This window comes from Tritonibacter aquimaris, from assembly GCF_009617595.1.
In the GTDB taxonomy this organism is placed as follows: Bacteria; Pseudomonadota; Alphaproteobacteria; order Rhodobacterales; family Rhodobacteraceae; genus Epibacterium; species Epibacterium aquimaris.
This window is the reverse complement of sequence record NZ_WIXK01000004.1, coordinates 138512-161093: the sequence shown is the minus strand read 5'-3', so window position 1 is coordinate 161093 and position 22582 is coordinate 138512. Positions and strand designations below refer to the sequence as shown.

At 55.0% G+C, this 22582-nt stretch carries 24 protein-coding genes, 1 other RNA gene and 1 pseudogene; 9 read left to right on the top strand and 17 right to left on the bottom strand.

Annotated features, from left to right (window positions below; all coding sequences use genetic code 11):
• Nucleotides 1-140 precede the first annotated feature (140 nt).
• Both GG681_RS09090 and GG681_RS18130 read left to right on the top strand, forming a co-directional pair.
• Complete coding sequence (locus GG681_RS09090) at nucleotides 141-1724, top strand: hypothetical protein (RefSeq protein WP_153547325.1); 1584 nt, start codon at nucleotides 141-143, stop codon at nucleotides 1722-1724.
• A gap of 30 nt (nucleotides 1725-1754) precedes the next feature.
• Nucleotides 1755-1937 (top strand): annotated as a pseudogene (locus tag GG681_RS18130) (transposase domain-containing protein); the annotation flags it as partial.
• Between the two features lie 24 nt (nucleotides 1938-1961).
• On the opposite strand, the gene GG681_RS17700 reads toward GG681_RS18130, so the two are convergent.
• From GG681_RS17700 to GG681_RS09065, 5 genes are all read right to left on the bottom strand, one after another.
• Complete coding sequence (locus tag GG681_RS17700) at nucleotides 1962-2198, bottom strand: hypothetical protein (protein WP_194287166.1); 237 nt, start codon at nucleotides 2196-2198, stop codon at nucleotides 1962-1964.
• Between the two features lie 519 nt (nucleotides 2199-2717).
• The gene (locus GG681_RS09080) at nucleotides 2718-5588 is read right to left on the bottom strand and encodes a type I restriction endonuclease subunit R (protein ID WP_153547323.1); all 2871 of its coding nucleotides are present in this window, start codon (nucleotides 5586-5588) and stop codon (nucleotides 2718-2720) included.
• 24 nt (nucleotides 5589-5612) lie between these two features.
• Complete coding sequence (locus tag GG681_RS09075; RefSeq protein WP_153547321.1) at nucleotides 5613-6827, bottom strand: restriction endonuclease subunit S; 1215 nt, start codon at nucleotides 6825-6827, stop codon at nucleotides 5613-5615.
• A complete protein-coding gene (locus tag GG681_RS09070) occupies nucleotides 6824-8380 on the bottom strand; it encodes a type I restriction-modification system subunit M (protein WP_328593322.1) in 1557 nt (518 codons plus the stop codon). Before GG681_RS09070 ends, GG681_RS09075 begins: the two co-directional genes overlap by 4 nt.
• Before the next feature lie 334 nt (nucleotides 8381-8714).
• Nucleotides 8715-8930 carry a hypothetical protein gene (locus GG681_RS09065; RefSeq protein ID WP_153547319.1) on the bottom strand — a complete coding sequence of 72 codons (216 nt, stop codon included), beginning with the start codon at nucleotides 8928-8930 and terminating at the stop codon, nucleotides 8715-8717.
• Between the two features lie 436 nt (nucleotides 8931-9366).
• On the opposite strand from GG681_RS09065, the gene GG681_RS09060 reads away from it, so the two are divergent.
• Nucleotides 9367-9840 carry a GNAT family N-acetyltransferase gene (locus tag GG681_RS09060; RefSeq protein WP_153547317.1) on the top strand — a complete coding sequence of 158 codons (474 nt, stop codon included), beginning with the start codon at nucleotides 9367-9369 and terminating at the stop codon, nucleotides 9838-9840.
• Nucleotides 9841-9881: 41 nt separating this feature from the next.
• Here GG681_RS09060 and GG681_RS09055 read toward each other — a convergent pair whose 3' ends face one another.
• Complete coding sequence (locus tag GG681_RS09055; protein WP_153547315.1) at nucleotides 9882-10019, bottom strand: hypothetical protein; 138 nt, start codon at nucleotides 10017-10019, stop codon at nucleotides 9882-9884.
• Between the two features lie 161 nt (nucleotides 10020-10180).
• Nucleotides 10181-10348, bottom strand: a complete 168-nt coding sequence (gene rpmG, locus GG681_RS09050) for a 50S ribosomal protein L33 (RefSeq protein WP_007814563.1) — start codon at nucleotides 10346-10348, stop codon at nucleotides 10181-10183.
• A gap of 167 nt (nucleotides 10349-10515) precedes the next feature.
• On the opposite strand from rpmG, the gene GG681_RS09045 reads away from it, so the two are divergent.
• Nucleotides 10516-10689: a hypothetical protein gene (locus GG681_RS09045; RefSeq protein ID WP_153547313.1), complete on the top strand. Its 174-nt coding sequence runs from the start codon at nucleotides 10516-10518 to the stop codon at nucleotides 10687-10689.
• Nucleotides 10690-10695: 6 nt separating this feature from the next.
• On the opposite strand, the gene rnpB is transcribed toward GG681_RS09045, so the two are convergent.
• The 6 genes from rnpB to GG681_RS09015 form a co-directional block, all read right to left on the bottom strand.
• Nucleotides 10696-11090: RNase P RNA component class A (rnpB, locus tag GG681_RS09040), an RNA gene on the bottom strand.
• A 117-nt stretch (nucleotides 11091-11207) separates the two neighbouring features.
• Nucleotides 11208-11882, bottom strand: coding sequence for an N-acetylmuramoyl-L-alanine amidase (locus GG681_RS09035; protein WP_153547311.1), 675 nt, complete (start codon nucleotides 11880-11882; stop codon nucleotides 11208-11210).
• A gap of 3 nt (nucleotides 11883-11885) precedes the next feature.
• Entirely contained in the window at nucleotides 11886-12707 is an 822-nt protein-coding gene (locus GG681_RS09030) for a hypothetical protein (RefSeq protein WP_153547309.1), read from the bottom strand.
• Between the two features lie 34 nt (nucleotides 12708-12741).
• Nucleotides 12742-14229, bottom strand: a complete 1488-nt coding sequence (gene gatA / locus GG681_RS09025; protein ID WP_153547307.1) for an Asp-tRNA(Asn)/Glu-tRNA(Gln) amidotransferase subunit GatA — start codon at nucleotides 14227-14229, stop codon at nucleotides 12742-12744.
• Between the two features lie 3 nt (nucleotides 14230-14232).
• Nucleotides 14233-14520 (bottom strand): Asp-tRNA(Asn)/Glu-tRNA(Gln) amidotransferase subunit GatC, encoded by a 288-nt coding sequence (gene gatC, locus GG681_RS09020; protein WP_153547305.1) that lies wholly within the window; start codon nucleotides 14518-14520, stop codon nucleotides 14233-14235.
• A 62-nt stretch (nucleotides 14521-14582) separates the two neighbouring features.
• Nucleotides 14583-15245: a ceramidase domain-containing protein gene (locus tag GG681_RS09015; protein ID WP_153547303.1), complete on the bottom strand. Its 663-nt coding sequence runs from the start codon at nucleotides 15243-15245 to the stop codon at nucleotides 14583-14585.
• A 56-nt stretch (nucleotides 15246-15301) separates the two neighbouring features.
• Between GG681_RS09015 and GG681_RS09010 the strand changes: the two genes are divergently transcribed.
• Nucleotides 15302-15994, top strand: a complete 693-nt coding sequence (locus tag GG681_RS09010) for a metal-dependent hydrolase (RefSeq protein WP_153547301.1) — start codon at nucleotides 15302-15304, stop codon at nucleotides 15992-15994.
• Here the strand turns inward: GG681_RS09010 and GG681_RS09005 are convergent.
• The 4 genes from GG681_RS09005 to GG681_RS08990 form a co-directional block, all read right to left on the bottom strand.
• Nucleotides 15984-16601: a DNA-3-methyladenine glycosylase I gene (locus tag GG681_RS09005; protein ID WP_153547299.1), complete on the bottom strand. Its 618-nt coding sequence runs from the start codon at nucleotides 16599-16601 to the stop codon at nucleotides 15984-15986. The two genes, GG681_RS09010 and GG681_RS09005, sit on opposite strands and share 11 nt — an antisense overlap.
• Nucleotides 16602-16892, bottom strand: a complete 291-nt coding sequence (locus GG681_RS09000; protein ID WP_153547297.1) for a YciI family protein — start codon at nucleotides 16890-16892, stop codon at nucleotides 16602-16604.
• An 11-nt stretch (nucleotides 16893-16903) separates the two neighbouring features.
• Entirely contained in the window at nucleotides 16904-17467 is a 564-nt protein-coding gene (locus GG681_RS08995; RefSeq protein WP_153547295.1) for a TetR/AcrR family transcriptional regulator, read from the bottom strand.
• Nucleotides 17468-17591: 124 nt separating this feature from the next.
• Nucleotides 17592-18050 carry a nucleoside deaminase gene (locus tag GG681_RS08990; RefSeq protein ID WP_153547293.1) on the bottom strand — a complete coding sequence of 153 codons (459 nt, stop codon included), beginning with the start codon at nucleotides 18048-18050 and terminating at the stop codon, nucleotides 17592-17594.
• A gap of 62 nt (nucleotides 18051-18112) precedes the next feature.
• Here GG681_RS08990 and GG681_RS08985 point away from each other — a divergent pair, with 62 nt between their 5' ends.
• The 4 genes from GG681_RS08985 to GG681_RS08970 all read left to right on the top strand — a co-directional run bounded on the left by GG681_RS08985 (nucleotide 18113) and on the right by GG681_RS08970 (nucleotide 22580).
• Nucleotides 18113-19300, top strand: a complete 1188-nt coding sequence (locus tag GG681_RS08985) for a pseudouridine synthase (protein WP_235899831.1) — start codon at nucleotides 18113-18115, stop codon at nucleotides 19298-19300.
• Between the two features lie 178 nt (nucleotides 19301-19478).
• On the top strand, nucleotides 19479-20372 hold the full coding sequence (locus tag GG681_RS08980) for a 5-bromo-4-chloroindolyl phosphate hydrolysis family protein (protein WP_153547289.1): 894 nt from the start codon (nucleotides 19479-19481) through the stop codon (nucleotides 20370-20372).
• Between the two features lie 20 nt (nucleotides 20373-20392).
• On the top strand, nucleotides 20393-21583 hold the full coding sequence (locus GG681_RS08975) for a toxic anion resistance protein (protein WP_153547287.1): 1191 nt from the start codon (nucleotides 20393-20395) through the stop codon (nucleotides 21581-21583).
• A 55-nt stretch (nucleotides 21584-21638) separates the two neighbouring features.
• Entirely contained in the window at nucleotides 21639-22580 is a 942-nt protein-coding gene (locus GG681_RS08970; protein WP_235899829.1) for a DUF2927 domain-containing protein, read from the top strand.
• The last annotated feature ends 2 nt before the right edge of the window (nucleotides 22581-22582 follow it).

The window sequence follows — 22582 nt, the reverse complement described above, 5'->3', positions numbered from 1 at the left end:
GCAAAGTCTCCTCTTGTGACGGGTTTGACCTTCCTACGATCTGGGCTGTTTTTGCAGCCAGAAAGGGCATCCGCCCTCATTGAAATCTTCGCGCCCCGCCCCCACTTTTAACGGGAATAACAGCCATTTAGATCCACTTAATGATGATAAAACCTTCCGGAATAGATGATCGCCCAGAGCAACTTCGACCACCCGTATTAAAAGAGGTCGGGGTAACCGAGAGCGAAAGATACTTAGCAAGCCTCGCAGAAAAGTCCTTCCTAAATCTCTGGTCCTACCCAAGCCCGTACAGAGACCAGAAGACTGGAGGAAACGGGCGCGGTGATGGCAAAGAACTCTGCGATCTGCTCGTAGTGTGTGGCGATCATATAATCATTTTCTCGGAAAAGAGCATTGAGTGGCCATCTGGTGAATTACCCATTGCCTGGGTCCGGTGGGTTAAGCGGGCAGTGATAGCTGCAGCCAAACAGGCCAAAGGTGCGGAAAGATGGATTGAAGAACATCCCAATCGTATCTTCCTGGATCGAAACTGCGAAAATCCCTTTCCGATTGATTTTCCAGAACCAGGGAAGCGTAAGTTCCACCATGTGATCGTGGCACGCGGCGCGTCGGATCAGTGCAAAGAGTATTTCAAAGGCCATTCTGGCAGCTTGATGATCCAGCCCAATCTGAAGGGGAACATGAATTGCCCAAATGACCCAGGTGAAGCGGCCCCCTTCGCCATTGGCGATGTGAACCCGGATGGATCCTTCGTGCATGTTCTTGATGACGTGTCCCTTGATATCGTTATGCGGGAACTGGACACCGTCCGGGACTTCACGGATTACCTCGAAAAAAAAGAAGAGTTTGTTCGATCCGGACGCCTCCTATCCGCTCAAGGTGAAGAAAACCTGCTTGCCTACTATGCCATCAGAATCAATGCAGACGGAGACCATGATTTTGTCATAGATGACGAGGCGCCAGAGATTTCGATTGAACGCGATCATTATCAAAACTGGATTTCCAATCCCCAGTACCGTGCCAAAAAGTCCGCAGACAAGGTTTCTTACCTTTGGGATGTTTTTGTTACCTTGTTCACTGACCATATGCTGAATGGCACGTCTATCACGCTTGATGGTCATGACTTCGAACTGAGCAAGAACGAACTCGGTGTTCGCTACATGGCTTTGGAGCGGCGCTTTAATAGGCGCATTCATGGCGAAGCTATTAGGGGAGCCCTGGAGGCAAGTATCAAGGAAGATGCCTTTTTCCGCTTGATGATTGCACCGGCACAATCAGCAGAAAACGAAACCGCATTCTTCATAATGACATTCAAGTATCATGACTGGATGGATGCAAATGGTGGGTATGAGAAATATCGAAGAATTCGCACCGAACGGGCGATGATCTATGCCCGTGGTGTCCTGGAAAAATACCCTCACCTCAGGCGGATCGTTGGGATTTCCCGCGAACCTCCCCAGCAAGGACGCGGTGTATCTGAAGACTTGATCTATGCCGAACAATGCGATTGGACCGACGTAGAACGCGAGCAAATTCAAAAAGATTGCAAAGAAATCGGGGTTCTGCAACGGCCGCTGACAATGCGGCATGTGGATGAAGAAGAGTATCCCGAGTTGACACAGATACTTTTTGAACGCCCTCACACTCCAAGAAGAATGATGCCCAATCGAAAACAAAGGCGAAAGCAGGCAGCAAACCAGCGAAAAGGCAAGCGAAGGAAGTGATGCTGGGAATCCGTCCAATCGCTCTAACGCGTTTTTGCCGACCATGATGAAGGCGGCCGTGCCTGGGCCGCATCGCTTCGCTCATCGCCACTGGAAAGATGAACGAGCGAGCCCTTCGCCTACCTCAAGGCCACCCTCGATACCATCGCTGCAGGTCACACCGTTGAGCGGCTCGATGCACTCCTCCCCTGGAACCCCCAACTATCAAGCTGATCCTGGGTGAGGTGGAAACGCCGCTTACTTATTGTACGAGAGTTCGACTTTCATTTCGCTCGCACGATCGTTGGTAGTTAGAGTCCAGCGTTGTTCACTGAGAATACTCCCGTCGTCGCAAATCTTCTTTGTTGATGTCGACGTTGAGGCCGGATTCAATACCATCCAGAGGACGCCAATAGCAGCGTCTCGCTTGCCATACTCAAGACCATGCTCATCCAATATTCTGTTGATTTCGGAAATCAGCGCTCGATCGTCCATTATTCATCTCTCTCCATTCAACCCGCGCAAACTATATCACCTCGACGATTCTGGGTAATGAGCTTTGCAACAGCGATGAGGCACGTTTCCTTGAGGATTTGCACGCGAACATTCTTTCGCAATGATCCCAAGAGCCGTTGGAAGAGGGGGATCCCGGCCGACGAGCTCTATGAACATGACCTTGGAATACAAACAACCAGATCAGGCCAGCCACGACAGCGATCAATGCGAGCCCCATTGCGGCCTCGACGCCCCTTGCCCCTGATCATCGATATCTTTTAAGCGGTGCCCTGCTCCGCTCTATTCATGCATGAATAAAATTTTCTGTGCGCTCTGGACGACAAGTTGGTGTTGGCTTCCATTCGGGCAGGTCGAGCAATCGTTCGGCTCGCAGAGCCTATATCTCGCGTAGCGGGGCGGGCGATTGCCGTGCTAAGGGGCGCATGATCACCATGATGTTTTTCCAGGTAAATTCGCTTACCCTTCCCTACTGCCTACCCAAACCAACAGTGTCCAAGCCTAACGCATTTCCCCCAGACCTTCCTGAAACCTCTCGAGGAAACTGACCATCTTTGCGATGATACGCTCGGCAACAGACTTTCGCGTCAGAATTCCTGGCTGAGTGCGCACCGCTTGTAGAACTTCGTCAGTGAGGGGAGCTTTGTTCGAAAACTGAAATGCCTCCAACAGCCCATTGAAACGATCCGGGTCCAAATCCTCCTCAGAGCACAGCGTTTCGAAGGCTTCAGTCTGCTTCTGTTCCCAGAATTTCCAAAAGGTTTCGATGGTCTCTTCCTCTGACTTCGACTTAGGAAGATAGGATGAGATAAACTCCTCGATCAGTTCACGTTTGCTTCGCAAGCGCGGCTCCGACCCAAGCAGGTCGAGAACAGCTTTCTGTTTGGCTTCAGCGTCTTCTGCGTCATCCGCATCCCCGGACGACATTGATGCCAACAGCGCGAGAATGTAGGCGACGTTAATGTTGTCGCGCCGGATCAACTCCAGCTCAAAATCGACTTCATCGACTATCGACGCCTTTTGATCGTCATCTTTGTTGGCCTTCACACGATCATGGATGTCCAAGTATTTGCTCTTATAGTCCTCGAACCTTTGCGGATCGAGAACCAGGTCCTCTGTCGAGAATTCAGCGAACGTCGACAGGACGTTCCGGATCCGCATAAGCTCACGAAAGGCCCTGACAAAAGCAAGTATGTCTTCTTCAGATTCCAACTTGTCGACAGCATTCGGTGTAGCCGCAATCTGGAAGAGATCCATGGCGGCTTTGTTGAACTGATCGACATGTACTTGATACGGCTCGATCAGAATCTGGTCACTTGCATCCCGGTTTGAGAAAAGCGCGATGGCGTCATCGACCTTTTCCTTCAGGTTCCGGAAACAGACAACATTGCCCTGTGATTTCACCTGCCCAAGAATGCGATTGGTACGCGAGAATGCCTGGATCAGACCATGGTATCTCAGGTTCTTGTCCACATAGAGCGTATTGCACGTCTTGGCGTCGAAGCCGGTCAGGAACATGTTGACGACCAACAGGATGTCGATGCCCTTCTCGGGCACGAAATCCTTCTTGTCCCGCCATTTCATGCGCTTGGCCAAGCCTTTGTAATAGACGTAAAAGGCCTTGCCATCTTTGACGCTATTGTTGGTGCCGAACATGGCATTGTAGTCGGAGACATAGGAGGCCAGCTTATCCCGGCTATGCTGGGTCTGCGTGTTGACCGGGCCGCCAGTCACGTCTGCTTCACCAATCAGACCGTTAGCCTCAGCATCCTCTTCATTCGCAGCGAACGTGAAGATGGTGGCGACCTTCAAATCATGCAGGCCTGCTTCCTTCCTGCTCTTGAACGCCTCATAGTATTTGGTCAGGGCCTCTACGGAACCAACGCACATGATGGCGCTGAACTGACGCTGGTGTGTCTTCCTGTCGTGATTCTGGATCACCCAGTCGACAACGCTGCCGATGCGCCTGTCGTCTTCGAAGAAGCCCTTCAGATCAAGGCTTGCAACTTCCTCGTCGCCGATCAGAGATCCATCCTTGCGCCGAAGCTTGCCCCAGTACTCAACCGAGAACCGCAGGACATTCTCGTCTCTGATCGCGTCGGTGATGACATATTTATGGAGTGGCTCATCAAAGAGCTTTCTCGTGGTTTGCTTGCCCACGGCGTTCTCTTTGAGGATCGGCGTGCCCGTGAAGCCAAACAGCTGAGCCTTGGAAAAGAATGCGACGATGTTCCTGTGGGTGTCCCCAAATTGAGAGCGATGACACTCATCGAAGATGAAGACCACCCGCTGATCTTTCACGTCCTGGAGGGCCTTTTCATGGCGCTCTCTGGTGATGGCGGTGTTTAGCTTCTGGATCGTCGTGACAATCAGCTTGGTTTCACCAGAGAGCTGCCTGACCAGTTGATTGGTGTTGTCTGTGCCATCCACTGATCCAGGTGAGAAGAAGTTGAACTCCTTCGTCGTCTGATAATCCAGATCCGCCCGATCCACGACAAAGACAACCTTGTCCACCTTGGGATTCTCAATCACCACCTGGGCAGCCTTGAAGCTCGTCAGCGTTTTGCCCGACCCGGTCGTGTGCCAGATATAGCCGTTCTTCCGCCCCTTCATGACCCGATCCAGGATCCGCTCGACCGCGTAGTACTGATAGGGGCGCAGCACCATGAGGATCTTGTCGCTCTCATGCAGAACGATGTATTTGGCGATCATCTTCGAGACGAAGCACTTTTCCAGGAAGCCGTCTGCAAACTTGTCCAGGCTCTTGATCGGTTCGTTGTCTTCCTCAGCCCAATAGAAGGTCTGCTTGAAATCCTGGTGCCGGTTGTTGGCGTAATACTTAGTGCTCACGCCATTCGAGATCACGAACAGCTGCACATATTGAAACAGGGCGTTGCCGGCGCCAAAGCTGTGCCTCTGGTATCGGTTGATCTGATTGAAGGCCTCGCGCAATTCAATGCCACGGCGTTTCAGCTCGATCTGGATCAGCGGCAGGCCGTTCACCAGCAGTGTCACGTCATAGCGGTTCTTGTAGGCCCCTTCCTGGGTCACCTGCGTCGTGACCTGGTACCGGTTGCGGCACCATTCAGTCTTGTTGAAGAACTCCACCCAGGCCGTGGTGCCATCATCCCGCTGCAAGGCAAACCGGTCGCGCAGGGTCTTGGCCTTGTCGAAAACGTTGCCCTTCTCCAGATGGTTCAGGATGGTGCGGAACTCCCCGGGGGAGAATTTCAGACCATTGTGCGCTTCCAGCTGGGTTTGCAGGTTCGCAGCGAGGGCCGCACTGTCAGGAATTGAGACGGCCTGCCAGCCCAGCCCCTCGAGACGTTTGGCAAGGGCGGCTTCGAGCTGGGCTTCGGACTGAACGGACATGAAAAATCCTTTTGGGGAATGAAATCAGACAAAAATCTTTTGCAGGAGACCCTTTTTGAAGGTCTCCATTTCGGAAATCTGGGCGGACACGGCGGTGATTTTGGCGTCGATAGCGGAAAGGAAGTCCGCGATTTTGCGTTGCTCGTTGGGGTGGGGGATCTCAAATTCTGAGTCCGCAAGAACTCTCCAATCAGCGCGCGGCATCTTTGATCCAGCGGAGATATTGGCCAATCGGACGAACTGATCAGCTTGAACCAAGTAGAATAGAAACAGGCTTGAAATTTCTTCGCTTCGCAGCACCCAAATCTCCGAGCTGCAGACGCCTTCAAAGTCAGGATGGGCGTGCTTCTTCAGATACGGCCGCAACTTACCGAATAGGACGTCGCCAATTGCGAACCGTGTTTTGAGACTGCGTTGCCCTTCAAGCCGAGAAAAGCCCAGAATTCGCCCTGTCTTTCCTTCAATATTCTCGAGCTCGACCAGAAAGGGATTCTCGTCACTTTTTCGAGGATCGAACTTGTCGCCAACACGAACAACCACGTCCCCGAATTTCCGCTCATCCCAATCCGGGAAGGCAGAGCCATCGTCGTTGGCGAAGCGCAGCTCGCGGCTGAACAGTCTTCGCATCACCCCACCCTTGTAGTCCTCCAACGCGGTTTTCTTCTTGGCCAGAAGCGTGATTTTGCCTTCAGTCGCCAGGAACATTTTCGCTACACGCTCTTGTTCTGCGAGGGGTGGCAAATTGATGGGCCACTTAAACCATTCTTCCAGCTTGAAAATCATCTTCTCAATATGAACGCCAATGCTGGAATGGAAAAAGGTTTGCTGCACGTAAATCGAGTGAACCAAGTAGCGGAGATAATCGAAGTGTAGGATCTGCTTCGGTACCAAAACTGAATATTCGTTGGACACAATAGAACCATCAAACTCTTGGCCAACAAACCCGCATGCACCATGCACGATCTGACGTTTGGAAATCAGGAAGTCTCCTTCCTGAATGTGAAATTGTGTTTTCACGGATATCTTGCGTCCCAGCATACGGCCGCGATGTTCAATTCCTCCACGCGAACGCTTGACCGTCACCAAGTCATATTCCGCGTCGTCTTTCATCTCAAGGGGCCGTTTTACAACGTCAAAAAGATCCCCGAACCGGTATTTCGTCCAGCCTACAGGCGTGGCTGACAGGTGTGGAATGCCCGGCTGTACAGACTTAGGGAAAGTCCTTTGCACAGCACTCATACTGGTGCCTCCAGCCCCAATTCGGCACAGAATTCGCGGAGTGTTTCATCCACCTGCTTCATCTCAACATTCAGATCATGGATCCGCGCCGTGACAGCCTCCAAATCCACCTCTGGTTCCGCCTCAAACGTGTCCACATAGCGGGGGATGTTCAGGTTGAAATCATTCTCGCGGATCTCTTCCAGGGTGGCGCGGTGGCTGAAACGCTCTTCCTCGGCCCGCAAACGATAAGCCTCGACAATCCGGTCAACATCTTCGTCGCGCAGGTTGTTCTGGTTCTTGCCCTTCTCGAAACAGGTCGAGGCATCGACGAACAGAACGTTTTCGTGCTCCTTGCATTTCTTGAAAACCAGGATGCAGGTCGGGATGCCGGTGCCGTAGAAGATGTTCGCCGGAAGGCCGATCACCGCATCCAGCCAGTTCTTGGTCCCCACGAGAAATTCGCGGATCGCACCCTCTGCACCACCGCGGAACAGCACCCCATGAGGCAGCACCACTGCCATGGTGCCGTCTTCGTCCAGATGGTGCAGCATGTGCTGGACAAAGGCGAAGTCCGCCTTGGAACTGGGCGCGAGCTTGCCATATTCCGAGAAACGGTCATCGCTTTCAAAAATCTTGCTGGCCGACCATTTCGCAGAAAACGGCGGATTGGCCACGATGGCCTCGGACAACAGCCCGTCATGCTGGGGATGTTCCAGCGTATCTTCCTGCCGGATATCGAAATTCCGGTAATGCACCCCATGCAGGATCATGTTCATCCGCGCGAGGTTGTAGGTGGTCCGGTTCAATTCCTGACCAAAGAAATCCCCCACGTGCTCAACCTCGCGGGCCACGCGCAACAACAGGGACCCGGATCCGCAAGTGGGGTCGTAAACAGAGCGAAGGCGAGTTTTGCCCGTGGTCACGATCCGAGCCAGGATGGTCGAAACCTGCTGGGGCGTATAGAACTCCCCTGCTTTCTTGCCCGCCCCGCTGGCGAACTGCCCAATGAGATATTCGTAAGCATCGCCCAGGACGTCAGACTTGGCGTCCTGAAGCTGGAAGTCGATTGCATCAAGGTGCCCAAGCACCTTGGCGATAACTGTATTCTTGGCTTCTTCAGTGCGGCCAAGCTTGCTTGAACTCAGATCCAGGTCTTCAAACAGGTTGTCGAAATCATCCTCGGACTCCGTGCCCATGGTGGATTTCTGGATGTTGTTCAGGATCTTTGCCAGATCAGAGAGAATGAAGGTATTTGGCTGAGCGCCCTTGGCCGCGATGGCGCTGAACAGTTCGGAAGGCTTCAGGAAATATCCCAGCGCTTCGATCGTGTTCTCCTCGACCGCTTTGAGAATGCCAATATGAACAGCATCATTCTCATCAAGGTCTGCAAAGGTCAAACCATCGGCTTTGAGGATCTTGTCGGCATAGAGATTCAAGCGTTCCGACAGGTACTTGTAGAAAATGAAACCCAGGATGTAGTCGCGGAAACCATCAGCATCCATCCGCCCCCGGAGTACGTTGGCAATGTCCCAGAGCTTTTGCTCAAGCTTCTTCTTTTGTTCGTCAGTCACGCTGCTGGCCCTTATAAGTCTTGGTAAGGTTCTACCAACAGTCGATTGGATTGAAACCTGAATTTCAGAAGCGAGTTCTTGGAGAAGCTTCGCATCCGGCTATGCGGGCAGACGTAACATGACCGCTATACGAGTTCCAACAGAAGTGGCTGAAAGCTTGGAAGGAACCTTCGAAATCCGCAATGTCATATTGGACAGGAGGCCGCCTCTCTCGAGAAGATGTGTACCCTGCTCAGATAAAAACGTTGCAGATCAGAGCTGTGCCAGCGGGCTGGATCTGGAGCAAGAACAAACGCCAAAGACTTTCCTGGCAACGTAGATGCAATGTACCCGGCTACATCGACTGTCCTCTGGAAGGCTCCAGAACTTCCGCCAATTTCCCGTAAGGAGCGTCCTGCCGGAACTTCTCCGCCAGCTTGGGATCAATGATGGGGTCCCGCCCAGAGGTTTTGAGCAGGAAATACAAACAAGACAAAGCCGCCAAGGTTACCAAAACCATGGAAGCAATGACCATCCATTCGAAACCGCTGATTTCGGCCGACAAGCTCATTGCCCCTCCATTCGTGGTGATGACATTTACACGGTACCTCAGGATATTCTAACACTGCCTCCCCGCTGCGGCCAGCAACGCTTCTTACCCGGTGGCTTCGACCAATGGATTGAAATCAAGCCAGAAAATTACACCACCAAAACCATTACCTCTTGAAAACGCTATGAAAAATAAGAATACTTTTACAACTTCCGGAAAATCGCAGACATACAATCCATACCGAAAAACCAAGCAACCCTTTGGAAACACTGACTGATACAGATGACTTACGCTTTTTCACAATACATAATTGCTGCAACTGTTCGGCAACCGCGAGTAATCGCGCGTTTCACAAGCTAAACAGCGAAGGGCGGGCCAGGTTGGACCCGCCCTTTTTATTTCTACCCCACCGCAATTATCCAAAAGGGAGCAAGGGCAAAGGCCCCTTGGACATTTAATGAGAATAACAACGATCCCCGCTGAGCAGGCAGAGCGGCTTATTCCGCTGCTGAACGACCTTCATGCGCTGCATGTATTACATCAGCCAGAACGCTATAAGGCAGACCCGGATGAGGATGCGCTGACCACATGGCTCAGCAGCTGGCTCTCTGGTGACAACATTGTGGCGCTTGGTGCAGAAAGCCCCACAGGTGGCATCCTGGGCTATGCAATCTATGAAATTGAGGAGCGCCCTGACCTGCCTGTGGTCGCTGGTGGCAAGCGCGCCATGCTGCATCACATCGCGGTTTCGGATACGATGCGGCGTATGGGGATTGGACAGGCTCTGGTGGCTGAGGTTCGCAATGCCGCGCTAGAGGCTGGTGCCAAGGCGCTGCGGACAACCTATGCCCCCTTCAACGAGGCCTCTGCCGGGTTGATGCAGGCGATGGGGTTAAAGCCCAGCGTTATTGTGGCCGAACAGGTGCTTTAACGCGGATTGCCCGCAAGACCCCCCCTTGCACGGAACGCGATTTAAAGGGGATCAATATCGATATGGTTTGGCGCAGGCACAACAGGAAGCTGTGTCAGCGCAGGCAGATGATTGCTGAACACGACCTCAGCCAGAAGCGCAGCTGTGATCAGCGCTACATAGGCCAAACCTCGTTTCATCGCCGCCCCCGCGTATCACACGGCAGACCATCTGCCGTTTCCTACGCTAGCCGCAAAGGAACTAAGAACCGCTTGAGCATCATAAACAGGCGCGTCAGTTTTCAATAAAAAAGGGCCGTGCAATGCACGACCCTTTTTTGATCTAGATAAGACCGGAAGGCTTATTTGATTTTGCCTTCTTTGTACTCGACGTGCTTGCGCACAACCGGGTCATACTTACGCACAACCATTTTCTCGGTCATGGTGCGTGCGTTTTTCTTGGTCACATAAAAGTGGCCCGTGCCCGCGGTCGAGTTCAGGCGGATCTTAATAGTCGTCGGCTTCGCCATGGCGCTTCTCCTGCGTCCGAAAAGGCAGGGGCCTTTCGGTAAATTCCATATGAGAATGCGCTTTTAAACGGGTAGCGCTTGGAGTCAATAGCTCGGACCTGGTTTTTCCCCGCTTTCATCCACAATCTTGAGCAGACGCGAATTGGAACAGGAAAGACAGCGGCAATTTGGGTGGCAAGAAACTTGATGCTGTATGGCAATGGCGCGAGGGCTATTGGTGTCGTACCCTGAGCAGCCACAGCAAGAACACCGACCGTCAGCTGATGGAGATTTCCGGCGACCAGCTGCGCGGTGCACGCAGTCGGGGCACCAGCAAGGGTTTCACCGACATGATCCGCTGATTTAAATAGCACAGAAGGCCTGTAAGCCGGGTTTTGTCCAGGGCGCACATGGCGCCCGTAGACGGTCATTCATCTGCGACATCTGTTGCCAAATGTCTCTAGCTGCCAACCCGGTCCCTCTCGGTCAAAGCATGCCTAGCGGTGGTATCGGTTGCCCGACCAACCCGCGCGGGGACCCTATTTGGCATTGCTCCCGGTGGGGCTTGCCGTGCCGCCACTGTTACCAGCGGCGCGGTGGGCTCTTACCCCACCGTTTCATCCTTACCCCGGCGTGCGAGGCGGTTTCATTTCTGTGGCGCTTTCCGTCGGGTCACCCCGCCCGGGCGTTACCCGGCACCGTTGCCTTGTGGAGCCCGGACTTTCCTCGCGCCTTGCGGCAACGCGACCGTCCGGCCTTCTGTGCGGGGCTTGCCTACGCCCATTGCGCAGGCGCGTCAATGCAAGGTTTGGACGAAGGTTTCAAAGGCTGTAAACTCAGGGGCTTTGCCCCTCTGCTGCGCATTCACCCCAGAGTATTTTTAAAAAGGTGAATGCCCTTTGGGTAGGGCTGCCAGATCTGCAGCTGCAAGCCGACCTATGCCATGCGGGCGATGTCGCAGGCGAATAGCTGCAAGCAGATCCTGATCAGAACAATCGCAGGTGTAGCCAGCGTCCTGCGCCAACTTGCGAAAGCGCGTCCAGCTGACATCCTGAGGTGCTGCGCTATCGCCAGAGACCGCTGCAAGGTTTTGGTGCACGAGGCGCAGCCAGTCAAAACGCGGTCCCGGGTCAATTTTGCGCCCCGGTGCCATATCTGAATGGCCAATCACCCCATGTGCAGGGATCTGCCAGCGTTGCATGATACCTTTCACGAGATCTTCCAGCGCGCGCATCTGAGGTTCAGCAAACGGATGATCACCCGCGTTGTCGAGCTCAATGCCGATGGAGCGCGAGTTCACATCCCCCTGCCCGCACCATTCACCCGCGCCAGCATGCCAGGCGCGCATGGTCTCATCCACCAGCTGATAGACTTCTCCATCAGAAGCGATGAGATAATGCGCCGACACCTCATATTGTGGGTCACACAGGCGTTCAAGCGCGGCCTCGGCGCTGCCCATCGCGGTGTAATGGAGCACAATCAGTTCTGGCTTCTGCCCGCCGCGACGAGGGCCAAAATTGGGGCTGGGGTGCAGGAGCGGCGTCAGGCCTGACATCGATCAGCGGTTGCCAACCGCCAGGCGGAACGGGCGTGGATCCCAGCCGCAGGCGTAGCCATCCCCATCCGGGTCCAGCGCCTTGCGATCGCGTTTGGGGCCACCGTTGCGTAGAAATTCAACCTGTGCCGCATCGGCTGAAGGAAACAGCGCGCAGTTACGCTGTGAGCGCGCGCGCAGGTTAATGCCAGAGCGGCTGTAGACGCGTGTCCCTACTGGATGCGACGTACTGAGCGCATAGCGCACCACATTCGGGTCACTTTCGCCATCGCGTTGTGGCAAGGCTGTTGGCGTAACCTGTTGGAATTTCTCACGGTTACGTTCAAGCCGCGCTGCATCGCTTTCGATCGACTGACGCGCAGAGACAGCGGTAAAGTCGTTTTCATCCGAGATGCCCGGATTGCCAATGATCTGCGGTGCCGGATTTGACGGCGAAGCTTCGAGCGGTGCAATGCCAGAGTTTGATCGCGCCGACTGTAGTGCCGCGGCTGTCTCGCGGGCGATATCGCTGCTCGACGCCGTGGTTTCTGTGCCAAAGATCCGCGCCGGAGGCAGGCTTTCGCCCGCCGATTGGCTGTGAACCCCAGTGGGGGCGGGCAAGGCAACCGATGAGCCAAAGCCCGGGCTTTGCGCTTGTGCGCGATTGGCAGAGGGCAATGGCTCGGTTGAGATACGTGCAGCAGGCACCAGAGGTTCACCTGTGATGGTGGAACCTGGGGCAGGTCTTCCCTCTATCACGCCTGCCCCGCTGTCCGGCACGCTCGGCTCGCAGGCCGCGAGGGCAAGAAGCGATGTGACAACAATGGGAAAGGCAATGATGCGCATGGAAAGACCTATATGTTATGACCTACAGCGGTGATTACCACCATTTCGATGGCTTGGCCACAAAACCAGTGGCCTGTTCCAACGCGTAGGCGGTGTTCAGCAGATCGCCCTCTTCCCAAGGTTTGCCAATGAGCTGAAGCCCCAGTGGCAGGCCCTGGCTGTTGAGGCCAGCAGGCACGGCAACCCCCGGAAGACCGGCAAGGTTCAGCGTGACCGAGAAGACATCCTGCAGATACATTTCCACCGGATCTGCCGAGGCCATGTCACCCAGACCAAAGGCTGGCGAAGGTGTGACCGGCGCAAGGATTGCATCGATGCCCGCTGCAAACGCGTCTTCAAAGTCTTTCTTGATCAATGTACGGACCCGGCGCGCGCGGTTGTAATAGGCGTCATAGAAACCGGCAGACAGCACATAGGTGCCAACCATGATACGGCGCTGGGTTTCTGGGCCAAACCCTGCGGCACGGGTTTTTTCATACATCTCGGTGATGCCGTCACCCGCGTCAAGCGTGCTGCGCTGGCCATAGCGAACCCCATCATAACGTGCGAGGTTTGACGACGCTTCAGCAGGTGCAATCACATAATAGGCTGGCAGCGCGTATTTTGTGTGCGGCAGCGAAATATCGACGATTTCAGCGCCGGCATCTTTTAGCTTTTCGGCGCCTTCGTTCCACAGTTTTTCAATGGAGGCAGGCATGCCATCAACGCGGTATTCCTTGGGCAGGCCGATTTTCTTGCCACGGATGTCACCGGTCAGCATCGCCTCGAAATCCGGCACAGCAAGATCAGCAGAGGTACTGTCTTTGGGGTCGTGCCCTGCCATTGCGCCCAGCATGATGGCCGCATCGCGTACTGTTTTGGTCATCGGGCCAGCCTGATCCAGCGAAGAGGCGTAAGACACCACCCCCCAGCGCGAGCAGCGACCGTAAGTGGGTTTAATCCCAACAGTGCCGGTAAAGGCCGCAGGCTGACGGATCGAGCCGCCGGTATCGGTGCCGGTTGCCGCCAGACACAGATCCGCAGCAACAGCCGCAGAAGAGCCACCCGAAGAGCCACCAGGTGTAAGCGGTGTATCGTCGCCATCGCGTTTCCACGGGTTAACGGCTGCGCCGTAGCATGAGCTCTCGTTTGAAGACCCCATCGCAAACTCATCCATGTTGAGCTTGCCAAGCATCACCGCACCTGCATCGCGCAGGTTCTGGGTGACTGTGGATTCATATTCCGGCTTGAAGCCTTTCAGGATGTTTGAACCAGCCTGGCTGTCGACCCCTTCGGTGCAGAACACGTCTTTGATGCCGATGGGCAGGCCACACATGGCAGGCGCGTCGCCCTGTTTCAGGCGGGCATCCGCAGCTTTTGCACGCTCAAGCGCGATTTCCGGGGTTTTATGCACATAAGCGTTCAGCGCATCAGAGCCGTCAATTGCGGTGATGCAAGCCTTGGTCAGCTCAACGGAGGTGGTTTCACCTTTACGCAGCAGGTCGCGGGCCTCAGCAAGGCCAAGTTTATTCAGTTCAGTCATGTCTTACTCCACCACCTTCGGAACCGCAAAGAAGCCTTCGCGCGCATCTGGCGCATTGGCCAGCACCTTGTCCTGCTGGTTGCCGTCGTTGACCACATCTTCACGGCGCTTCAGGCGCTGCGGTGTGACCGAGGTCATTGGTTCTACCCCTTCAACATCCACTTCATTCAGCTGTTCGATAAAGCCAAGGATGTTGTTGAACTCATTGGACAGCGCTGGCAGCGCATCCTCTTCGACCTTGATCCGGGCCAGTTTCGCCACTTTGGCGGCGGTGTTTTGGTCAATCGACATGGATTACCCTCATCTGTGTTATCTGGCATTTACCGCCCGCGCGCGCGCGCTGCAAGGGTTGGCTACGCCTGATCCCCGCTTTGTGCCCGCCATGCGCGCCCATAGGCCACAATCATCCAGCCCAGCATCACCCCATTTAGGATATGCCACAGGAAATGGGTGCCAAGCGGAAAGACCTGGCACAGCGGCTCATCCAGGGTGCGAAACGTCAGTGACAGTACCAAAATAGCAGCGCCATAGATGAAGCCCCGCGCCAAAAGCGGCTTTTTGTGCCACAGCACCAGCGCATAGAGCACAATCAGCAACGGCACCGGACCATAGACGGCAGAACTGCCCAAACCGGGCAGCATCTGAAACAGCGGCAGTGTCAGCGCATAATACGGGAAAAACAGCGCGGTGAGGCCGTAAGCCCGCACCGGGCGCAGGCACAAAATGTCGCGATTGATCGCAAAAACATAAATCAGCACAAAAAGCGCAATAGGCGTTACATCTGCAATCATCGCCCAAATCAATGCGTGGGTGTGAAACAGATAGCTCCCCACCCCGATCAGCGCCAAAACCGCGCACAGCACCCGCATCATCGGTGCGGGCGCGCGCCGCTCAAGGATCCAAACCAGCACCGCTGCGATCACAAAGGCAGCATTGGTCAAGGCATTCACCGGTTCCGCCCAGTAATGCGGGCTTAGGCGTTCACAATAGGCATCGACATATCCCGTAAGCTGCATAGAGTTCTCCTTGCAGATGTCTGGATCATCCTAGGTCCAAAATGGAGAAAGACGCTATGAATATTATCTGGCTGGGGCATGCTAGTTTTCGAATTGAAAGCGCGGACAAGGTTCTGTTGATTGATCCCTGGCTCACCGGCAATCCGATGTTGGCCGAAGATCAACACGAAGACGCGCTGAAAGGGGCAACCCATATCCTGCTGACCCATGCGCATTTTGATCACTCAGCCGATATTGTTGGTCTCGCCAAGCGGCTGAACGTGCCGGTTGTGGGGCAATACGATCTGATGGCCCATTGGTCAGATGCTGAAGGTATCGAAACCATTGGTTTCAACAAAGGCGGCACCGTCGATCTGGATGGCATCACGGTTTCAATGGTTGCAGCCTCGCACAGTTCGACCTTTGGCACGCCCGAGGGGCTGAAGACGGCCGGATCCGAGGTTGGATTTATGATCACCCTCGAAGGCAAAACTGTCTATGTCTCAGGCGACACGGATATTATGGCCGATATGGAATGGATGGGAGATTTCTACAAACCCGAAATCGGCATTCTGAGCGCCGGAGGCCATTTCACCATGGGCATGAAAGGTGCGGCCTATGCGGCCAAGCGCTATTTCAATTTCAAAACCCTGATCCCCTGCCACTATAAAACCTTCCCCCTGCTTGAGCAGAGCGCCGAAGAACTCATCAGCGCCCTGCCCGATGTGGAAGTGGTGGAACCAGACGTATTAAAACCAATCACGCTTTGAGCTGAGGCCGGACGAACTTCGCCCGCGCAGCTTCGACACGCGGGCGAATGATACAGCCTTCGGAGTGATCATTGATCAGCCCCATCGCCTGAATGAAGGCAAAGCAGGTGGTGGGGCCGACGAATTTCCATCCGCGTTTCTTGAGCGCTTTTGAAAGCGCAACAGATTCGGCGCTGGTGGTCTGGCTTTGCGGCGGCGGCAGGGTTTCGGGATCCGGTTCAAACGACCAGAAAAACGCCGCAAGGCTCCCGGCCTCTGCTTCCAGTTCAATCGCGCGGGCGGCATTATTGATCACCGCGTTGATTTTACCACGATGACGCACAATGCCTTTGTCCTGCAGCAGGCGTTCAACATCGCTGTCGTCAAACTGCGCCACTTTGCGATAGTCAAACCCCTGAAAAGCTGCGCGGAAATTCTCCCGCTTTTCCAGAATAGTGCGCCAGCTTAGGCCCGATTGAAAGCTTTCCAGACAGACTTTTTCAAACAGGCGGATGTCATCACCAACCGGAAAACCCCACTCGGTATCGTGGTATTCCAGAAAGCCAGGTGCGCCCCCTGCCCATTTGCAGCGATATTCACCATCCGGCGCCAGGTATAGTTCAGCCATTTATGCGTCTTTCAAAAACGACAGACGATCATCAAGGCGCGCGGGGAGGATTTCAGTGATTTCTGGCGCAACCACATCATGCACAACAAACGGGTCTTCTTTGACAAAGGCTTCCAGCTCTTCGGCGGTGCAATTATGCGCCCAGATCCCGCCGCCTTGTTTGTCCGCAAGGCTGCCAACAGCTAGAAAAATTCCGCGTTCAAACCCCTGCCCGATCCAGGCCTTGTGACCTTCCATATGATCCCCGGCGGCAGCACGGTTTTGGCCAAACTTCAAAAAGACAACAAACATATTCAAATTCCTTATTTTGGCGCTGCCGCAGCAGCGTATTCAAGCATCAAATCAACTTCAGACTCGATAAACGCATCATCACGCAACGCCTGCGATAGCGTCGCCACACCCTGACTGCGCGCCAGCAAATGGCGCGCGTGTTTCAGGGCGTCCTCATCATTGCAGCCCAAGGCGCGAAACTGCTCGACCAGCCAATCCGAAAACATTGAAAACAGCGCATTGGCACGGGATTGCCCCACATGGTTCAGCTTGCCGAGCTCTGACACCAAAGTCCCCACCGGACAGCCGTAATTGGTGATCTTGGCCCGATTGCGAATAAGGATGCGGATGAAACAGCCAATCCGCTCCAGCGGAGTTTTGCCGTCAGCATCCCAGCTTTCCAGCATTTTCTGGGTTTTGACAATTCGACGGTCGATCACCGCATCAAGGATGTCATCTTTGGCTTTGAAATGATGGTAGAAGTTCCCACGAGAAATCCCAACATCTGACGCGATATCGGCAAAAGACGTGGCCTCGAACCCCTGCTCATAAAAGAGATCATCCGCAGACGCCGCAATTTTTTCACGTGTTGACATAGCACAAGAATCCTAGGGCAATTGACCTATACAGGTGGTAGGACAACTGACCTATGCAAATCAAGAGGTGATAGGCAATTTGCCGTCTTTTCGCGTGCGATAGCGGTTCAGCCTTATCTTAGGCTCATCCCAAATCCCGCTTCTTTGCAAAGAACTCCCGCAACAGCGCGGCGGCCTCCCCTTCGGCAAGGCCTTCATAGACTTCGGGCATATGGTGGGATTGCGGATGATCAAACACGCAGGCCCCATGGGCGACACCACCGGATTTGGGATCTGATGCGCCATAATACACCCGACGCAGGCGGGCGGCAGCTATCGCGGCGGCGCACATGGCACAGGGTTCAAGCGTCACGTAGAGATCATGATCCTGCAACCGTTCGCGCCCCAATGTGGCACAGGCCGCGCGGATCACCAGCATTTCCGCGTGGGCGGTCGGATCGTTCAGTTCACGGGTGCGGTTTCCTGCGGCGGCCACCACCACCCCGGAGGCAGAAACAAGCACCGCGCCCACGGGAACTTCGCCGCGTGCTCCGGCTTTTCGCGCCTCATCTAGGGCCTGATCCATGAATGACGTGAACTGCATGAAACCTCCCTGCCCCAGAATGGATGCTTTCGCAAGCCGCGGGAATGTTCTATGGCGGGTTCATGACACAGAAACCTGCCCCCAAAGACAACACCACCCCCCAATCCCCCGAAGGCGATCGGATCGCCAAAGTGCTGTCGCGCGCTGGCGTGGCCTCGCGCCGGGAGGCGGAACGCATGATTACGGAGGGGCGCGTGAGCGTCAATGGCAAGGTTATCGAAAGCCCTGCGCTGAATGTGACGACGCAAGATCGGATCAGCGTGGATGGCAATCCCCTGCCCGAGGCAGAAGAGGCACGTCTGTGGCTGTATTACAAACCCATTGGCCTGGTGACGACCAATTCTGATGAAAAGGGTCGCACCACCATTTTTGACGAGCTGCCCGAAGACCTGCCGCGGGTGATGACGGTTGGGCGGCTTGACATTAATTCCGAAGGTTTGTTGCTGCTGACCAATGATGGCGGCTTGAAACGTAAGCTGGAGCTGCCAGAAACCGGCTGGCTGCGCCGCTACCGCGTGCGCATCAATGGTCGCCCCAAGGATGAAGCGTTTGAACCCTTGCGCAAGGGGCTTGTGATCGATGGTGAACGTTTCCAGCCGATGCAGGTCACATTGGATCGCCAGCAAGGTGCAAACGCCTGGGTCACCGTGGGTCTGCGTGAAGGCAGGAACCGCGAAATCCGCCGCGCGATGGAAGACATCGGCTTCCCGGTGAACCGGCTGTTGCGGCTGTCTTATGGTCCGTTCCAGCTTGGCGATCTAAAGCCTGGAGAAGTAGAAGAAGTGCGCCGCCGGGTCATGCGTGACCAATTGGGCCTGCAAGAACCGGATGAGCCTAAGCAGCTGCGCCCAACGCGCAAAGGTAAACCTCCTTTTAAGAAGGCCCAATCAGGAAAGCCTTTTGTCGGCAAGTCCACGTCAGGCAGATCCGATTCTGGTAGACCCGGTTCCGGTCGGCCCGGTTCTGGCAAACCCGGACCCGGAAAGCCTGGCCTTGGAAAGGCTGGCACTGGCAGGCCTGGTACTGGCAAGCCTGGTCTTGGCAAACCAAGTTCTGCCAAGCCTGCGGCAGGGAAAACTTTCCGAGATCGCTCAGATGGCACAGCCGCGCAATCACGTGGCAACTCCCGCAAGACAGCAGACCCATCTGCAAGCCTGCGCCGTAAATCAAGTGACAGCACAAAATCAGCCGGACGCGGCGCACAAGGGCGTGGCAAAAATTCGCCAAACGGTAAAAATCCCCGCCGCTGAGCAGTTTGCGCCAAGCTTCCCCCTAGAAACGTGACCTTCCTTCGCTTACCTTTCTGCGTAAGAACGGGGTAAAACCCACAAGGTGGGGAGTGACATTTCGTGCGTAATCTTGCGTTTATTGCGCTGCTTTTGCTGTTGGTCGGGCTGAGCACCGGCTGGATCGTGGGGGGCTGACCTCATGGCACAGCGATTTGGTGGTAAACACAGCCCGGATGGTGCGCCAAACAACAGCGCCCCCTCGCCGCGCAATCCGTTTAAGAATGCCCGCATCAATCCAATTGGTCTGCGTGCCAATCTCATGTCGGTACCCGTTGCGCTATTGTTATTTTTCTCGCTGTTTTCAGGCGCAAGCGGCATGGCATTTGGACTTTTGGGTGCCGCGTCATGGGCCGCAGCCTGGATGATGCTGCGCGAAGGTCTCAAGGCTGAGGCTGCATATAATGAACGCCGGGTTGCCAAACGCCCTGCTCTGCCGCGCAAGATACTCGCAGCCGTTTTGGTTGGCATTGGCGCAGGCTTTGCCGCCTGGAAGGCAGAACCCGGTGCGATCATCGCAGCGGTCTATGCATTGGCCGCCGTCGGGCTGCATCTCGCGGCCTTTGGGTTTGACCCGCTCAGCAATAAGGGCGTTGAAGGCATTGATGAATTTCAGCAAAGCCGAGTTGCGCGTGTGATTGACGAGGCCGAAACCCACCTGGAAGCCATGCGTGACGCAGTCCTGCGGGCGCAGGATCGCCGGGTTGAAAGCCGCGTAGAACAGTTTCAATCAGTGGTGCGTGACCTCTTTCGCACCGTGGAAGAAGATCCGCGTGATCTGACTGCGGCGCGCAAGTACCTGACCGTCTACCTGCTCGGGGCGCGCGACGCGACGGTGAAGTTTGCCGATATTTATGGGCGCAGTCAGGATCCTCAGGCGCGCAGTGATTACCTTACATTGCTCGACGATCTGGAACAGAATTTTGCCGCCCGCAATCGCAAGATGCTGCTGGAAGACCGCAGCGATTTGACTGTGGAAATTGAAGTGCTGCGCGAACGCCTGCAGCGTGAAGGCGTTCGCCTGGACAATAGTTGATATCAACGAGGAGCCACTCAATGTCTGAGATTATCCAAAAGAAAGCTGCCGAGGCAGAAGTACTGGTAAGAGAAGTGGCAGAAGCATCCCTGCCCATCCCCGTTGAAGCGGTTCAGCCGCTGGCCGAGGCCGATGCCCCAACATCTGATGCGATCCGCAAGCGCATGGATGAGATCGATATGGCCAACACCAATTCGATTATCGCCTTTGGCTCTGGCGCGCAGGCAGAACTGCAGACAATCAGCCAGGCGATGCTGCAGGACGTTCGCAACAAAGATGTGGGCCCCGCCGGTGACAGCCTGCGCGGTATCGTGACGACCATTCGCGGCTTTTCGGTTTCAGAGCTGGACGTGCGCCGTAAGCCCACATTTTTTGAACGCATTCTGGGCCGTGCGGCACCTTTTGCAAAATTCACCGCTCGCTTTGAGACGGTGCAGGGTCAGATTGACCAGATCACCGACGATCTTCTGGCGCATGAACATACACTGCTGAAAGACATCAAATCGCTTGATCTGCTCTATGATAAGACGCTGGGTTTCTACGATGAACTTGCGCTGTACATCGCTGCGGGCGAAGCCAAGCTTGAAGAGCTTGATAGCAAAGACATCCCAGCCAAAGAGGCCGAAGTTCAGGCAGCCCCCGAAAACGACCAGGTCATGAAAGCGCAAGAGCTGCGCGATCTGCGCGCCGCGCGTGATGATCTGGAACGCCGGGTGCATGATCTGAAACTGACCCGTCAGGTGACAATGCAATCCCTGCCATCGATCCGCCTGGTGCAGGAAAACGACAAATCTCTGGTCACCAAGATTAACTCCACGCTGGTCAATACCGTGCCGCTCTGGGAAACCCAGCTGGCGCAGGCCGTGACCATTCAACGTTCTGCCGAAGCTGCAGCAGCGGTGCGTGATGCAAATGATCTCACCAATGAGCTGCTGACATCGAATGCTGCAAACCTGCGCGAAAGCAACAAGGTGATCCGTCAGGAAATGGAGCGCGGCGTCTTTGACATTGAAGCGGTGAAACAGGCCAATGCGGATCTGATCGGCACCATTCAGGAAAGCCTGCAAATCGCAGACGAAGGCAAAGCCAAACGCGCCGCAGCCGAAGAAGATCTGAAACAGATGGAAGCGGATCTGCGCGACACCCTTGCGGCTGCAAAAGCGCGTCGCGATGGGGTTGGCTATACCTCTGGCACTGCGGTGCCTGCCTAATCCTATGATGCTGAAACATTCCATTGCCAAAGCTCTCCCCCGTTGCAGGCTCTTTATGGCGCTTGTGGCGGTTGGGTTGTTGGCGATGGGATGCATCCAGAACGGGCAGCAGGTGTCGCTGGTGCCAAAGTTGCGACCCAGCAATCTGCAAATTGAACCGCCAAAGCCTTCGGCCGAAAGCGAGCGGCTGGTGAATTTCTATCGGGTGTTGCAGCAAGATCTTCTGACCCGTGGTTTGCTACGTGAAGACGGCGGCGGCCCCGATACCCCCTATGATGCCGACGATCTTGCCCGCAACTTTGAAGCCATTGCGTTTTTTGATGAGCATTTCCGCCAAGGTGTTGATACCAAAGGCGCGCTCAGCCGTTGGAAGGGGCCTGTGCGATTGCAGCCGGTCTTTGCCCCATCGGTTTCTGCCGAACAGCGCGAACGCGATCGCGCTGAGCTAAAAGCCTATGGGGCGCGGCTTGGCAAGATCACTGGCCACCCGATTACCACCGTGAACCGGGGTGGCAATTTCAAGGTGATCTACGCCAGCGTGGACGACAAGGATTTCATTCGCGCAACCGTGACCCGGCAATTGCCAAGCATCAATTCTGAACAGCTCGACACGCTGGTGAACACGCCCGAAATCTATTTCTGCCTTGTTGTTGCAGGTGGACCGCTGTCTGCGCCGTTTGCCTATTCCCAGGGTGTTGCGCTGATCCGGGCGGAACACCCAACCCTGACCCGCCGCGCCTGCCTGCACGAAGAAGTGGCGCAGGGGTTGGGGCTGCGCAATGACAGCCCCCGCGCGCGCCCGTCGATATTTAACGACGATGATGAATTTGCCCGTCTGACCAGCCATGATGAAATGCTGCTTAAGATGCTTTATGATCCGCGTCTTAAACCGGGAATGAGCACTGAAGACGCGCGCCCCATTGTCGAAGAGATTGCCAAAGAGTTTTTTGCTCCAAAACCAACCGGTGAAGAACTTGCCGCGGTAAATCAACTATGAGC

What these genes read in the sequence shown, in the direction of transcription:
- GG681_RS09035 (WP_153547311.1), bottom strand. Translation starts at nt 11,882, where the DNA reads ATGTCAGGCCTGACGCCGCTCCTGCACCCCAGCCCCAATTTTGGCCCT.
- gatA (WP_153547307.1), bottom strand. Translation starts at nt 14,229, where the DNA reads ATGACTGAACTGAATAAACTTGGCCTTGCTGAGGCCCGCGACCTGCTG.
- GG681_RS17700 (WP_194287166.1), bottom strand. Translation starts at nt 2,198, where the DNA reads ATGGACGATCGAGCGCTGATTTCCGAAATCAACAGAATATTGGATGAG.
- GG681_RS09010 (WP_153547301.1), top strand. Translation starts at nt 15,302, where the DNA reads ATGAATATTATCTGGCTGGGGCATGCTAGTTTTCGAATTGAAAGCGCG.
- GG681_RS09090 (WP_153547325.1), top strand. Translation starts at nt 141, where the DNA reads ATGATGATAAAACCTTCCGGAATAGATGATCGCCCAGAGCAACTTCGA.
- GG681_RS08970 (WP_235899829.1), top strand. Translation starts at nt 21,639, where the DNA reads ATGGCGCTTGTGGCGGTTGGGTTGTTGGCGATGGGATGCATCCAGAAC.
- GG681_RS09015 (WP_153547303.1), bottom strand. Translation starts at nt 15,245, where the DNA reads ATGCAGCTTACGGGATATGTCGATGCCTATTGTGAACGCCTAAGCCCG.
- GG681_RS09075 (WP_153547321.1), bottom strand. Translation starts at nt 6,827, where the DNA reads ATGAGTGCTGTGCAAAGGACTTTCCCTAAGTCTGTACAGCCGGGCATT.
- GG681_RS09060 (WP_153547317.1), top strand. Translation starts at nt 9,367, where the DNA reads ATGAGAATAACAACGATCCCCGCTGAGCAGGCAGAGCGGCTTATTCCG.
- GG681_RS08975 (WP_153547287.1), top strand. Translation starts at nt 20,393, where the DNA reads ATGTCTGAGATTATCCAAAAGAAAGCTGCCGAGGCAGAAGTACTGGTA.
- GG681_RS09000 (WP_153547297.1), bottom strand. Translation starts at nt 16,892, where the DNA reads ATGTTTGTTGTCTTTTTGAAGTTTGGCCAAAACCGTGCTGCCGCCGGG.
- GG681_RS09065 (WP_153547319.1), bottom strand. Translation starts at nt 8,930, where the DNA reads ATGAGCTTGTCGGCCGAAATCAGCGGTTTCGAATGGATGGTCATTGCT.
- GG681_RS08980 (WP_153547289.1), top strand. Translation starts at nt 19,479, where the DNA reads ATGGCACAGCGATTTGGTGGTAAACACAGCCCGGATGGTGCGCCAAAC.
- rpmG (WP_007814563.1), bottom strand. Translation starts at nt 10,348, where the DNA reads ATGGCGAAGCCGACGACTATTAAGATCCGCCTGAACTCGACCGCGGGC.
- GG681_RS09030 (WP_153547309.1), bottom strand. Translation starts at nt 12,707, where the DNA reads ATGCGCATCATTGCCTTTCCCATTGTTGTCACATCGCTTCTTGCCCTC.
- GG681_RS08990 (WP_153547293.1), bottom strand. Translation starts at nt 18,050, where the DNA reads ATGCAGTTCACGTCATTCATGGATCAGGCCCTAGATGAGGCGCGAAAA.
- GG681_RS09005 (WP_153547299.1), bottom strand. Translation starts at nt 16,601, where the DNA reads ATGGCTGAACTATACCTGGCGCCGGATGGTGAATATCGCTGCAAATGG.
- GG681_RS09055 (WP_153547315.1), bottom strand. Translation starts at nt 10,019, where the DNA reads ATGAAACGAGGTTTGGCCTATGTAGCGCTGATCACAGCTGCGCTTCTG.
- gatC (WP_153547305.1), bottom strand. Translation starts at nt 14,520, where the DNA reads ATGTCGATTGACCAAAACACCGCCGCCAAAGTGGCGAAACTGGCCCGG.
- GG681_RS08985 (WP_235899831.1), top strand. Translation starts at nt 18,113, where the DNA reads ATGACACAGAAACCTGCCCCCAAAGACAACACCACCCCCCAATCCCCC.
- GG681_RS08995 (WP_153547295.1), bottom strand. Translation starts at nt 17,467, where the DNA reads ATGTCAACACGTGAAAAAATTGCGGCGTCTGCGGATGATCTCTTTTAT.
- GG681_RS09080 (WP_153547323.1), bottom strand. Translation starts at nt 5,588, where the DNA reads ATGTCCGTTCAGTCCGAAGCCCAGCTCGAAGCCGCCCTTGCCAAACGT.